The organism is Terrabacter ginsenosidimutans, assembly GCF_039539425.1.
Lineage (GTDB): Bacteria > Actinomycetota > Actinomycetes > Actinomycetales > Dermatophilaceae > Terrabacter > Terrabacter ginsenosidimutans.
In genome coordinates this window covers 1254426-1267952 of the sequence record NZ_BAABDC010000001.1, presented here as the reverse complement: position 1 = coordinate 1267952, position 13527 = coordinate 1254426, and the positions used below count along the sequence as shown (strand labels likewise).

The window sequence follows — 13527 nt, the reverse complement described above, 5'->3', positions numbered from 1 at the left end:
GCATCCTCCTCCACCAGTTCCCTCATTTCAGCGTAGGCACCGCGAGGAAGGGCCGCAGGGTTTCAGCGCAAAGAGGGACTTTTGCCTCTGTCGGCACCATCACGGACTCGGGACGCTTGTCGGGAGAGGCGAATACAGCCACCAACACGGAGGCGATGAGATGGGTGGAACCGCGTGGGCACGCAACCGGGCCGCATCGGTCCTCTCGATCGTGGCCCTGACCCTCTGCCCACTGATCGCCGGGTGCGCCAACGGCAACACCCCTGGCCCCATCGTCACCACCACCGTCGAGCCGAAGGTCACCACCGAGGCGACCGACACCGTGCCTCAGGAGGAGATCTGGCAGTGGGCTCTCGGGCGAAACGCCTGGAATGACCCGGCGCTGACGAACCTCGCGGCGTCGCTGGGGCGATCGTCGAAGACGAACATCCTCTCTCACGGCGGCGGCTTCCAGCTCGACCTCGATGACTCAGGCACCGTCGTCGCGGTGGTGCTCTACAACGACGAGGACTCCCTCGGACTCCCGGCGTCTGAGACGAGCTTCAGGGCGTATGCCGGGTCGTTGCCTGGACAGCTGACATGGCAGGACTCGTACGGCACCGTGGTCGCCCAAGCCGGCGCCGGCCAGAAGGTGGCCGGTGGGTGGGGCGCCGAGTACACGTTCGCCTACCTCGCCGGCGACGGCCACCGAATCGACGTGACGTACCTGGCCAAGCACTCGACCGAGCTGCCCGCCTCACCGATCCACACGATCACCATGCAGCTTCCAGCTGAGTGAGCGGCCTCGGGTGCGACCAGCTACGGGCGGATGGTGCGTGATGGGAGCGGTGACACCGCCGCCGGGGTCAGCCGCCGTAGGGGGTGCCGCCAATCGGAGGCTGGGCTCCGCCGAAGTTGCGCGGGCTTGCGATGCCGTAGTCGTTCGCCTTCTCCATCACGCGGTCGGCCGAGCCGTGCCGCGGGCTGTCGCCCTCCGTCATGGGCTGCATTTCATGACGCCGCTTGTTTCGGAGGTCGGAGAGCCACGCCGCGAGCAACACCAAGGCGAAGATTCCGCCAGCGATCGACCAGAACATCTGCAACCCCTATCGACGCGTGGAACGTCCTGCACGTGTTGAGAGTGTCTCAGGCAGACCGCGAGAACAGTGACAATTGAACGTGCGGAAATGAGCGGCTCACGGAGCTTCGTGGAACCACGCAGTGCCGCATCGAAGCCGGGCGCGCCCTCCGCCCGAGCTCTTGCGCACCAGGACCTCAGCGCACCACTCCCAGAGCGTCGATGAGGGACAGCGCCGAGCTGACGGATCGGATCGTGATGGTCCCGGCGAACGCGTACGTGGGGAGCAGGACGACGTCCCGATGCCACGTCGTGGACGAGAGGTTCACTCTACCGACCTTGTGGGAGCCGGCATACACGTCGACGATCCCCTGGCTCGGACCTCGGAGCACGACCACGGCGATGCGTGACCCTCGCTGCGAGCCGATACTGAGGGCCGCTCCGGACCCGTTGAGTCGGGACACCGTGCCGGTGAGCGCCCGGTTGTTCGTGATCCTCGAGACCTTGGTGCCGGCGAGCGCCCGGTCGTCGTAGGGCACGACCGAGCACCGAGCGCCCGACCACGCGGAGGTGTTGCCGACCCGGTCGCGGGCGCGGACGACGAAGCAGACCTCGCCACCCGGCGCCACGGTCAGCTTCTGCGAGGACGCGGTCGTCGCCTGCCAGGTGGCCGGACGGGTGAGCGCGCCGAGCGCCCCTCGCGGTGGGGCGTAGCGGTAGCCGACGTCGTAGCTGGCGACTCCGGTGTTGTCGGCGGCCTTGTAGGAGAACGTCACCGGGCTGCTCTTCGTCGCGTTCACGACGAGGGTGCCGGTGCTTGCGGCGGTGATGCTGGGCGCCGCGGCATCGACCGCGCTGCAGCGGCTCGCCGACCACCCCGACAGGTTGCCGACCTTGTCTCGCGCCCTGACCTGGAAGCAGGTGTCGACACCCGGATTCGCCGTCAGGGTCTGGGTCGCAGCGGCGGAGCTCTGCCACATCCGGGGGTAGGTCCAGCTGCCGAAGGTCGCGCCGACCTTGGCGGCCTGCTGGTAGCGCACGTCGTAGGTGCCGACACCGGAGCCGCCCACCGTCGACGTGAAGGCCGGATCGGTGAACACCGACGAGATCGTGACCTGGCGGGTGGGGGCCGTCCTCGCGGTCCCGCCCGTCGAGGTCAGCTTCGGTGCGGTGACGTCCGTTGCGGTGCACCGGGGCGCCGACCACGCACTCGTGTTGCCGGCGTTGTCGGTGGCGCGCACCGACAGACACGTGTCCCTGCCGGACAGTCCGGTGACACTCGCCGTGGGCGCGGTCAGACCCTGCAGGCCCGCGGGCTGCAGCCACGCGGCATACGGCCCACCCACCGGCCCCTGCTGGTAGCGCACGTCGTACGTCGCCACCCCACTTGGTATGCGTGTTGCGTCGTTCGCCGAGTCGGTGGCGGTCCACGACGCCTTCACCACAGAACCACTCGCCCTCGGGCTGCCCGTGATGGTGACGAGCGTCGGGGCGACGGTGTCCTTCCACGCGGCGCGCGTGAGCCAGTCCAGGTCGACGACTCGAGGCTGAAGGGCCGTGTCGGCGTAGGCCAGCCGCGCGCCGCCCGCGTCGTCGACGGCGATCATGGGGTAGGGCAGGTAGGTCTTGCCGTGCAGCGGACCGTACTGGCGGGCGCCGTGTCCGGGCCCGAGGTCGTAGACCGTGGCGACCGCGAACTTCTCGACGGTCGGCTCGTCGACCCACTGCACCCAGGCGACGTATCCGTTCCCGAGCTGCGCCAGGGACTGGGCCGAGCCCCGCGGCCACGGAACGGCCTGCGGCGCCAGCACACCGTGCAGGTCGACGGCCATGTAGCTGTCCACGCAGTAGAAGAGCGCGAAGCGGCCGGCAACCTGGAGGTCGGGCCCCCCGCAGTCCTTGAGCCCCGAGGCGACGGTGCGCGAGGGGCTCACGCCGTCGAGGTCGGTCGAGGTCAGGATCCCCTGAGCGTCCGGCCCCTGCCAGAGCGTGCGTCCGTCGACCACGTACCTCGTCCCCGGCGTCATGATGCGGAACGGGTGTCCGCTCTTGGCGTCGGCGAGCATCCCGTCGCCACGGACCAGCACCTGACCGCCGTGGGACAGCGTCCACCCGCCGGGCGTCGAGTACAGGTCGCGGTAGCCACCGGGCCACGTGACCCGGTAGGTCTCGGTCGCGCTGCCGGTCGAGGTCTGCGTCAGGACGACATCCCCTCGAGCCGACAGCAGGCCGCCCGAGACCGGCTTGTCGCCCGCCGCCATGGAGGTGGACCACGACCCCGATCCGTCGACGGCGGCCCTCGCCACCGGACCCGTGCCGGAGTCGTAGGCCCAGCCGAAGCCCGCGAAGACGTTGCCGCCGCTCAGACCGAGCGAGCTCGTGAGCCGGCCGATGACCGGCAGGGCGGTCACCTCGTGCAGCGGCTGCCCGTCGTCCGTGACCGTGGCGACGCGACCGGTGGCGGTGTCTCCGAGCGTGATGACCGCGACGCCGGCACCGTCGGACGTGAACTTGCCGACCTTGACGGCGACGGCCGGCTGGCGCGTCCCGGTGGCGAGATCGACCGGCTCGAGGTGCGCCGAGTCCGCGGTGTCCCCGGACTCGATCTGGAACGCCGCGAGGCGGTCTCCGAAGCCGACCCACCCGCGGGTCACCGACGTGCCGTCCATCGCCATCTCGACGTGCCCGGCGTTCGAGCCGTCGACGTCGGCCCAGGAGGCCGTGACCGGATAGGCGTACTCGTCGATGACGAAGACCCTGCGCGGAGTGACGACCAGCTTGTCGGAAGCCCCCGCGCTGTCCGCGATGAGGTGGGAGTCGCCGCTCGCGAGGTCGACGCTCCACACGAGGTTCTGGTTGTGGATGACGAGGGTGCTGGCGTTGGCCGCTGTGTCGATGCGGCCGTTGGACATGACGACGCCCGAGAGAGCCAACGGGTCATGGCCGGGTCGGCGCAGCACTGCCTGGCGAGCGTCGGCGGGGCCTTGGGCGCTCAGCACCCACGTCGCTCCGGCCCCGACCAGGTCCTCGTCCGACGGCACATCCACCGTCCACGTGGTCGCGCCGGTCTCGATGTCGCTGACGACGACGCGGCGGCTGGGGTCTGCGGAGATCGGGCTCACCGAGACCAGCCCACCGGGCGACAGCTGCGGGCTGGGCGTGCCGGTCCACGTCACGGTGCGCACGGCAGATCCGTCGGACGTCCGCCGGATCGTGAGCTGCGACGACGTCTCGTACTCGTCGACCTGGTGCAGGTCGTAGGCCACGTAGCCGGGAGCGCCGGCATCGAGGAACGGCTGGTACGGAGCGGCCTGCGGCAACAGCGGCAGCTGCCGACCCGCCGAGACCGCCGGGTCGACGTCCAGCGCCAGCGCCGGCTGCGCCGCGAACACACTGACCGACAGGAGCGAGGCCACCACGGTCGACCTCAGGACGCGACCCAGCACCAACGAACCCGACACGAGACACTCTCCTCCGGCTGGAGCCCTTGTCCGCGCCGGCGTCACCGTACCGGTCAGGTCGGTGCAACGGGTGCGATTGGCACATTTCAGGCACGCAACAGATGGTTCATCCGCCGACGGTCATCTGCGGACGAGGCCCGAGGAGCCGTCCATCGCGACGAAGCGAAGACTTCACTCGACAGACGCAATCCGGCCTCTCCTCGTGAGTGCACCCTGTTGACCGAGCATGGGCGCCGCGCCACTACTCTCCTCACGATGTATCCGTGAGTGACAAGTCGATAGGGGCGGGGAGCCGGGTGGCTGAGGAAGTGCAGTACGAGCACAACGAGGTGCGGGCGATCAGGGGCACCGAAGCGAGCAACATCGCGAAGTGGGAGAAGGACGGCTGGGAGCTCGTCGACCAGAACCCCGGGCTGTTGTGGACGGAGCTGACCTTCCGCCGCCCCAAGCCGAAGACGGCTGGCACCTACCTCAAGGCGTTCGCCCTTCAGAGCTACGCGGCGTTCCGCCGCCTGGAGCCGCAGACCCAGAAGCGCGCCATGGCAGTGTGTGGGAGCTTGGTCCTAGTCATGGTGATCGCAGGCGTCGCCGTCGGGGTCCGCGGTGGCAGTGGCAGTTCCGTACCGAGCGCATCTCCGACCAAGGTGGTGGCGTCGGCGAGCGAAACGCGATCGGAGGAGCCGAGCCAGACTGCGACATCGACCACGCCTGAAGCCGAGGCCTACACCTACCGCGGGCCGAAGTACGAGATCGTCGCGCGCGACAAAGAGCAGACCGTGGCCAAGCTGGACCAGTACTGGATCTACACGGGCAAGCTCAACCGCTCGACGGCCGCCTACAAGGACCAGGTCAAGCTGATCGTCGCCGACATCGCGCGCGACCAGGCCACTGACAAGTTCTTGCTGGAAGTCGTCACGAACAAGGAGATAGCCCTCGCAGAGTCCCCATCCACGATGGAGAGCTTCATCGCGGAGCACGGGATTGACTACTTCCAGAAGGCCATCCCCAAGAAGGAGAAGACCGGCTGGGTCGCGTCCTACGCGGGCGGGTTTGACTACGACGCCGTGGAACCGAGCGACACTGCTTTCGAGATCGTCTGGACGCCCGCCGGGCACCCGACCTTCGAGAAGTGGCAACCCGACACAACGGACTGACGCCGCACGCAGCCCGCTTTCCACCCGTCGGGCTGGGATGCGGTCTTCAGGTCGGCCGGGTATCAAAGGTGAGTAGGGTCGCGCATCCGGCCCTGTGGTTCCCACCTCCGAGAGCGACACGACCATGACGACGCAGACCCAGACACACGCCCCCACGCGTGCGCGGCTGCTGCCTTCAGCGCCGCCCCGCCGCTACCTCGTCCCCGTGACCCTCGCGGTCGCGTTCCTCGTGACCCGCGGGCTTGCCCAGGCCGTCACCCCGTTCATCCGCCAGGACGACTGGCCCTTCCTGCTCCCCGACGGCACGAAGGGCGTCCTCCCGCCGTCGTACTACAACTCCAGCGAGGGCCGCTGGCTCAACACCCTCTGGTGGCAGGTCGTCGGCCAGCACGGCACGCCCACGACCGCAGCGATCACGTATGCCGTTGGCTACGTCGCGCTGGTCGCCGGCGTCTGGCGGGTGCTGCACCTCTCAGGCATCCGCCCCCGTCCCGTCGCGGACGTCCTCCTCGGCGTCGCGCTCTTCGCCTCCTGCGTGTGGGTGCAGCTCGTCTACTGGCCGGGCGCGCTGACGCCGTCGGTCCTCGTCGGCGCGGCCGCGATCTGGTTGCTGCCGTGGGCCGCTCGCTCGCGGGTGCGGCTCGGGCTGTGGCTCCTCGTCGCGGAGTCGGCAGCCGTCATGACCTATCCGCCGGTCGGGGTGGTGCTGCTCGTCGTCGCCGTCGTGCACCTCCGAGACGCGCCGTGGCGCCGGGTGCTCGGTGTCATCGCGGCGTGGATCGCCGCGTTCGTCGTCGGGGTCGGCATCAGCTACACCCTGAACCTCGTCCTCAACGGGCACTTCGGGCTCGACTTCCCGGCCTGGCGCCAGTCCAACCCGCTCACGTCCCTCTACGCCTTCACGACCAACGCCGGGCGCTGGCTCTCCGCCACGGGCGCGATGTGGGCGACGCAGTGGTGGGTCGCCGCCGTGGGTGTCGTCGCCATCGTCCTCGGCTGGCGGGACCGCGCGGTGCGCCCCCGGCTGCAGCGGCTGCTCGTCGCCCTCGCCGTCGCCTGCGGTCTCGACGCCGCGCAGACCCTCGCCACCGGCATCGTCACCGAGGCGCGCGGCCAGCTGTGGACGTGGCTCTTCGCCGTGCTGCCCGTTGCCCTGCTCCTCCTCGAACGCCACCGCAACGACGAGGACCCATCCGCGCCCGAGGACGCACCCGGCATACGCCGTCCGAACGTCGAGCACTTCGCCACAGCCCTGCTCGCCGTCCTCGCGGTCGCCGGCGTGCTCTCGTGGCGGGCCGACATCGGCGCCCACCAGGCCACCCGGATGCAGTTCGCCGCCATCGCCGAGCGGGCGACCGCCCACGCGCCGAGCACCACCATGGCGCCGATAGTCATGTGGCAGGACCCCGCCCTCAGGAACAGCCGCGACGGGCGGCTCATCGCGAGCACCATGGTCATGGCGGTGCGCCAGCAGACCGGCGGCATCCTGCCCCGCATGTGTCGCGGTCAGGAGTGCATCGACCTGTCCCAGCTCGCGGCGTCCGGTCCGATCGTCCGGCTCGACAGGCCGGGAGGCTTCAGCCACGTCATCGCCATCATCATCCCGCCCCCGCCCGGCTGGGTCTGAGCGCCCCCGACGCGCCCCGACCCGAGCGGCCCGCGGCTAGCCTTGCGGCAAGAGTCCCGCGAGCTGGAGGTGGTCATGGCCTACGACGTCGACTTCACGGAGGTCTCCACGGTCGGTCTCGAGTCGTCGCCGCACGCCGAGGCGCTGGCCGGCCTGCGCGCCAACGAGGCCCGCTACTTCAAGAACAAGTACGCCCACACGTTCAGCACCGAGCCGGCCGACGTGGCCGCGGACGTCGTCAACTACGTGAGCCACATCCTCGACGAGGAGCGCGGCATCGTCATCGCGTCGCCGGCGCTCGAGGCGACGGAGTTCGAGGTCGACGGCATCCGCTGGGCCTACGTCTTCTACGAGTCCGGCCTGTCGGTCAACGTGCTCTACACGCTCGCCGAAGGAGGCAAGCGCGCCGTCGGGTTCAAGCTCTGCGACGGGATGGACGTCCCCGACGAGCTCGCGAGCTTCAAGTTCGCGCGGCAGAAGTCGAAGCTCGCCGGCACGATCCGCGGCTCCTACTTCGTCGTCAAGGGCGAGTACTGACCCGGATTCGCACGAACTGTCCAGCCGCGGCTGGCATCTGCGTATCGTCGAAGGGCGCCGCCTTTCCCTTGTGAGCGAGCCCAGATGACGACCGTCCAGCGCACCACCGACCGCTCGACCCTCGTGGGCCGGCGCGGGTGGCACCCGCCGCGGTGGGTCGTCATAGTCGCTGTGCTGCTCGCGGCTCTCGTCATGACCGAGGCTGTGACACAAGCGTTTTCGCCTCTCCTGCGCTATGACGACTGGCCCTACGTCCTGCCCGTCGACACGCCCGCGACCCTCGACAACTTCGCCAAGAACCTGCGTGAGGGCCGCTGGCTCAACTACCTCTGGTGGCTCACGGTCGGCCAACACATGACTCCCGCGTGGGCCTCGGGGACGTACGTCGCGGCATACGCGCTCTTCGTCGCAGGACTGTGGCGGCTGCTCTGGCAGGCCGACCGGCGCAGCCACTGGGCCGTGCAGGCGCTGCTGGGCCTCGCACTCTTCTCGTCGGTCGTCTGGGTGCGGCTGCTCTACTGGCCCGGCACCCTGATCTCGTCGGCCATCGTGGCGGCGGCGGGCGTCTGGAGCCTGCCGTGGGCGGCAAGGGGCCGACTGCGGCTCGCCGTCTGGCTCCTCGCCGGCACCGTGCTCTCGCTGCTCAGCTATCCGCCGGTCGCCGGAGTGCTCTTCGTCGTCGCGGTGGTGCACCTCGGCATGGTCGACTGGCGCCGGCTGGCGCTGCTGTCGGTCGGCTTCGTCGCGAGCTGGGCCGTCGGCGTCGCCGTCATCTACACCCTGAACTGGTTCGCCTTCGGGCACTTCGGCCTCGAGATCGCGAGCTGGCGGCACCCGAACCCACTGCACGACCTCGACACCCTGCGGGTCAACACCGGCCGCGCCGTCCGCGCCGTCGCCGCGCTGCTGCTGGAGGCGCCGGCGGCGACGGTCGCCGGCGCCGTGGCCGTCGTCGCCGGCCTCCTCAGCCCGGTCACGCGTCCGTTGGTTGCGCGGCTCTGCGCCGGACTCGCCGTGGTGGCCGCCCTGGGAGCGGCCCAGACGCTCGTCACCGGCGTCGTCACGAGCGCGCGCGGCGAGCTCTGGCTCTGGCTCGCCCTCGTGCTCCCGGCCGCGCTGCTGCTGCGCGACCCGGGGGTGCTGTCCCGCATCGGGATCGGCGTGCTCGGGGTCCTCGCGGTCGTCGGCGTGCTGACCTGGCGGGCCGACGTGGGCGCCCACCAGCAGACCCGGCTGGAGTATGCCGGCATCGTCGCCACGTCCACGGCCGCGCTGCCCGAGGGGTCACGTCCCGAGGTGGTCGTCTACCAGGACCCGCACGCGCGCACGACCCTGGCCGGGTCGACGATGGCGGGCATCCTGCGGATGATGGTCCGCGACGCGTCGGGGGAGGTCCCGCGCTGGTGCCGTGCCTCCGAGTGCGCGCGGATCGCCGCCGGCGCCGTGAACGGGCCGGTCGTGCGGCTCGGGACGGTCGTCGGCATCGCCGTGCCGCCGCCGCCCGACTGGTTCTGAACCAGCCGAGCGGCAGCGGGCTACTTGACCGAGCCGGCGGTGAGGCCGCCGACGAGGTGCTTCTCGATGACGGCGAAGAGGATGACGACCGGCACGACAGCGATGACCGAGGCCGCGAAGAGCTGGTCCCAGTGCTGCTCGTAGCCGGTGATGTAGGCGCGCATGCCGACCGTCAGCGGCTTCTTGTCGTCGTCGATCATCAGCGTCAGGGCCACGACGTACTCGTTCCACGCGGCGATGAAGGTGAAGATCGTCGCCGTGACGAGGCCCGGCAGGGTCAGCGGCAGCATGACCCGACGGAGGATCTGCAGACGGCTCGCACCGTCGAGCGCGGCGGCCTCCTCGACCTCGAGCGGGATCGAGGAGAAGAAGCCGTGCAGGATCCAGATCGCGAAGGCGAGGTTGAAGGCCGCGTTGGTGAGGATCAGCGCGCCGTAGGTGTTGATCATGTTGAGCTCGAAGAACTGCCGGTAGAGGCCCACGACGAGCGAGGTCGGCGCGAACATCTGCGTGACGAGCACGAGCAGCAGGAACGCCCCGCGGCCCGGGAAGCGGTGCCGGGCCGTCATGAACGCCGCCGGGATCGCGACGAGGATGACGATGACCGTCGAGCCGGCCGCGATGATGAGCGAGGTCTTGAGCCAGTTGAGGAAGCGTTCGTCGCCGAGGATCTGGGCGTAGGTGTCCCACTGCCAGACCTTCGGCAGGAAGGTCGGCGGCGTGCTCTTGACGTCGGTGCTCGTGCGCAGCGAGTCGAGCACCATGACGAGGTAGGGCGCGACGAAGACGAGCGCGACGAGCGCGCCGCCGATCGCCATGAGGGTGCGCTTGCGGCGACGAGGGTCGGTCGTGTGGGTCGGGCCGGCTTGCGGCTCAGGAGCATCCGGGCGCACCGGGGCGGCAGCCGTGGTCGTGCTCATCGGCTCGTCTCCTCGCGCCAGTTGATGATCTTGAGGTAGATCCCCACGACGACGAGGATCAGCACGACGTTGAAGATGCCCGCCGCCGCCGACATGCCCACGTCCTTCTCCTGGCTCTTGAACGCCAGCTTGTACATGAACGTGATCGTCGTGTCGTGCAGGTAGCCCGGGTTGCGGTCGTTGAGGGTGTAGATGATCGGGAAGCTGTTGAAGACGTAGATGACGTTGAGCACCGTCGCGATCATCAGCGCCGGGCGCATCAGCGGGAGCGTGATGTTCCAGTAGCGCTGCCACGGGCTCGCGCCGTCGACCGTCGCCGCCTCCATGACGTCGTCGGGGATCGCGCCGAGGCCGGCGATGAAGACGAAGATCGTGAACGGCAGCGAGACGAAGACGCCGACGACGACCATCGAGAACATCGTCCAGCTGTCGTTGCCGAGGAAGTCGATCGGCTGGTCGATGAGCCCGAGCCCCTGCAGGACGTGGTTGATGATCCCGTAGTTGTAGTCGTAGAGCAGGACGAACAGCTGGCTCGTGATGACGAGCGAGGCGGCCCACGGGATGATGACCGCCCAGCGCACGAAGCGCCGGCCCGGGAAGCTCTTGCTGAGGAACTGCGCCAGCGCGAGGCTGAGCACGATCGTGACGGCCACGACCGCGACGACCCACACGACGGTGTTGCGCAGGACCGTGCCGAGGTCCGGGTGGTCGAGCACCTTGGCGTAGTTGCTCCAGCCGGCGTCGCCCTTGCGCAGCCCGGTGATGGAGTACTCACCGCGCGAGGCGTCGAAGAGCTTGATCGCCGGGTAGAGCACGACCCCGAGGATGAGGGCGAGCGCCGGCGCGAGCCACAGCAGGGCCACGAGGGGGTGGACCTGGCCGATGCGACCGGCGCGGCGACGACGGCCCGCGCGTGACGGCATACGGGAACGGGGTTGCCCCGACCCCGCCGAGGTGGCGGGGTCGGGGGTCACCGTGGAGCTCTCGGTCATCGGGGGCGTATGCCTCAGCCGCCGTTCTCGGCGGTCTTCTGCAGACCGTCGAGGGTGGCCTTGGGGGAGCCGTTCATGGCGCCGCCGAGGTTCTGCTGGACGGCGAGCTTGACCTTGTCCCACGTCGGGTCGTCGGTCGGCGTCAGCTTCGCGTTGGGCAGCGTGTCGAGGTAGACCTTGAGCTTCGGGTCGCTCTGGAACTGCTCGACGCCCGTCTTCGTGACCGGCAGGAAGCCCTCGGCCTTGATGAAGGTGTTGACCTGGTCGGGCTGGTAGTAAAGGTCGTAGAAAGCCTTGACTGCCTTCTCGTTGCCCGGCTTCTTGAAGGCCATGAGGTAGTCGGTGACGCCGAAGGTCTTGCTCTCCGTGCCGTCGTTGGACGGGAAGGGGGCGACGCCGTAGTCGACCTTCTTGTCCTCGTCGAGGGCGCCGGCGAGCGGGCTGAAGCCGATGACCATGCCGGCCTTGCCGGACTTGAACAGGTCGAAGGCGTCGGCGCGGTTCGTGCGGGCCGGGTTGTTCTGCGTGACCTTCTCGTCAGAGAGCTTCTTGAGGAAGCTCAGCGTCTCGACGTTCTTGTCGGAGTTGATGACCCACTTGCCGTCGGTCTTCCAGTCACCGCCGTTGTTGAACAGCCACATGGAGAACTCGCCCTGCGACTCCTCGGGGCCGAGGGGGAGGGCGTAGCCGATGTTGCCGTTGCCGAGCGCGGTGATCTTCTTCGCGTCGTCCTCGAGCTCGGCCCACGTTTTCGGCGGGTTGGCGATGCCGGCCTGCTTGAAGAGCGTCTTGTTGTAGAAGAAGGCGCGCGCCGAGCTGAGGTCGGGGAAGCCGTAGAACTTGCCCTGGTAGGTGCCGTACTTGACGAACGTGTCGAGGATGTCGCTCTTGGCGGCGGCCGGCAGCACGGCGTCCGAGTCGTAGAGCAGGCCGTCCTTGGCGTAGCTGGCGTAGGCGTTGAGGTTGAGGATGTCCGGCGCCTGGTTGTTCTGGATCATCGTCGAGGACTGCTGGTCGATGTTGTCCCAGCTGACGACCTGGACCTCGAGGGTGTAGCCGGTCTTGTCGTGGTACGTCTTGGCGAAGGCGTCCCAGAACGCCTTCGTGTGGTCCTTGGAGTACTCGGCCGCGACGATCTTGATCGTCTTGACCTCCTGGCCACTGCCCCCGCTGGCGCCTGCGCTCGTGCCGGCCCCTGTGCCCCCGCCGCACGCGCCGAGGGCGAGGCCTGCGATGGCCAGGCCCGCGACGACCACAGACTTCTTCGTCGACGTCATGTCTCTCCTTGGTTCGGTGCCGGGAGTGCTGGGGGCGTGTTCACACGCCCACCCGGCCACGGTGACGCCCAACCTAGAGCGGCGTCTGGACCTCCGCAAGAGCAATGATGACCGAAACTTCGGTGATCCGATCACAATCACGCAAAGTTGGTGCGCGCGTCAGACCTCGTGGACCTGGACGCCCGCCGCGCGGAGCGCCTCCACCTCGTCGCGGTCTGCGCCCACGGTAGTGACGAGATGGTCGATGCGCTCGGCGGGACAGATCGAGGCGAACGTGCGCAGACCGAGCTTCTCACCGGTGGCCACGCAGATGACCTGTTGCGAGCGCTCGATCATGGTGCGGATGATCGCGGCCTCCTCCTCGTGCCGGCACGTGGCGCCCTCGCGCGCACTGAGGGCGTTGACGCCGACGATGGCGACGTCGAGCCAGAGCTGCTGGAGCACGAGGGTCGCGAGCGGACCGGTGACCTCGTAGGACTCCGGTCGGGCGACACCGCCGAGCGAGACGCACTGGACGTGCGGACGGAGCACCGCCTCGGTCGCGATGTTGAGCGCGTTGGTGACGATGGTGATCTCGCCGTCGGCGGCGAGGTCCTCGCGCGCCGTGATGGCCCGCGAGGTGGCCGTCGTCGTCGTGCCGCCGTTGAGGCCGATGACCTGACCGGGCTCGACGAGGGCGGCGGCCGCCTCGGCGACGCGGGTCCGGTCGTCGTCGGCCATGCTGCTGCGGTAGCGGTAGGGCAGCTCGTAGGCGACGGACGTCGCGACGACGCCGCCGTGGTTGCGCGCGACGAGCTGGCGCTTGGCGAGCTCGGAGAAGTCGCGGCGGATCGTGGCCTCGCTGACGTTCAGCAGCTCGGCCGCCTCACCGACCCCGAGGCGCCCCGTCGTCGCGAGGCGGTCGAGCATGACCGACCAGCGACTGGCGCGGTTGCGGGCGGGATCGATCACTTCGGTCACGAGGCTGACGATACCGCGCACTTCGAG

The 13527-nt window shown here is 69.2% G+C and carries 11 protein-coding genes; 5 read left to right on the top strand and 6 right to left on the bottom strand.

What is annotated here, in order from left to right; translation table 11 throughout:
- Positions 1-160 precede the first annotated feature (160 nt).
- The gene (locus ABD831_RS05875; protein ID WP_344942884.1) at positions 161-778 is read left to right on the top strand and encodes a hypothetical protein; all 618 of its coding nucleotides are present in this window, start codon (positions 161-163) and stop codon (positions 776-778) included.
- A 67-nt stretch (positions 779-845) separates the two neighbouring features.
- Here ABD831_RS05875 and ABD831_RS05870 read toward each other — a convergent pair whose 3' ends face one another.
- Positions 846-1076 (bottom strand): hypothetical protein, encoded by a 231-nt coding sequence (locus tag ABD831_RS05870; RefSeq protein ID WP_344942881.1) that lies wholly within the window; start codon positions 1074-1076, stop codon positions 846-848.
- 178 nt (positions 1077-1254) lie between these two features.
- Positions 1255-4518, bottom strand: coding sequence for a hypothetical protein (locus ABD831_RS05865; protein ID WP_344942878.1), 3264 nt, complete (start codon positions 4516-4518; stop codon positions 1255-1257).
- A gap of 263 nt (positions 4519-4781) precedes the next feature.
- Here ABD831_RS05865 and ABD831_RS05860 point away from each other — a divergent pair, with 263 nt between their 5' ends.
- The 4 genes from ABD831_RS05860 to ABD831_RS05845 all read left to right on the top strand — a co-directional run bounded on the left by ABD831_RS05860 (position 4782) and on the right by ABD831_RS05845 (position 9351).
- Entirely contained in the window at positions 4782-5672 is an 891-nt protein-coding gene (locus tag ABD831_RS05860) for a hypothetical protein (protein WP_344942875.1), read from the top strand.
- Between the two features lie 124 nt (positions 5673-5796).
- Positions 5797-7299 carry a hypothetical protein gene (locus ABD831_RS05855; protein ID WP_344942872.1) on the top strand — a complete coding sequence of 501 codons (1503 nt, stop codon included), beginning with the start codon at positions 5797-5799 and terminating at the stop codon, positions 7297-7299.
- A gap of 75 nt (positions 7300-7374) precedes the next feature.
- The gene (locus ABD831_RS05850; RefSeq protein WP_344942869.1) at positions 7375-7836 is read left to right on the top strand and encodes a phage tail protein; all 462 of its coding nucleotides are present in this window, start codon (positions 7375-7377) and stop codon (positions 7834-7836) included.
- A gap of 84 nt (positions 7837-7920) precedes the next feature.
- On the top strand, positions 7921-9351 hold the full coding sequence (locus ABD831_RS05845) for a hypothetical protein (RefSeq protein WP_344942866.1): 1431 nt from the start codon (positions 7921-7923) through the stop codon (positions 9349-9351).
- Positions 9352-9371: 20 nt separating this feature from the next.
- Here ABD831_RS05845 and ABD831_RS05840 read toward each other — a convergent pair whose 3' ends face one another.
- From ABD831_RS05840 to ABD831_RS05825, 4 genes are all read right to left on the bottom strand, one after another.
- Entirely contained in the window at positions 9372-10271 is a 900-nt protein-coding gene (locus ABD831_RS05840; RefSeq protein WP_344942863.1) for a carbohydrate ABC transporter permease, read from the bottom strand.
- Positions 10268-11263, bottom strand: a complete 996-nt coding sequence (locus ABD831_RS05835) for a carbohydrate ABC transporter permease (protein ID WP_344942860.1) — start codon at positions 11261-11263, stop codon at positions 10268-10270. Before ABD831_RS05835 ends, ABD831_RS05840 begins: the two co-directional genes overlap by 4 nt.
- A gap of 14 nt (positions 11264-11277) precedes the next feature.
- A complete protein-coding gene (locus ABD831_RS05830; protein ID WP_344942856.1) occupies positions 11278-12540 on the bottom strand; it encodes an extracellular solute-binding protein in 1263 nt (420 codons plus the stop codon).
- Positions 12541-12699: 159 nt separating this feature from the next.
- A complete protein-coding gene (locus ABD831_RS05825) occupies positions 12700-13500 on the bottom strand; it encodes a DeoR/GlpR family DNA-binding transcription regulator (RefSeq protein WP_344942853.1) in 801 nt (266 codons plus the stop codon).
- Positions 13501-13527 lie beyond the last annotated feature (27 nt).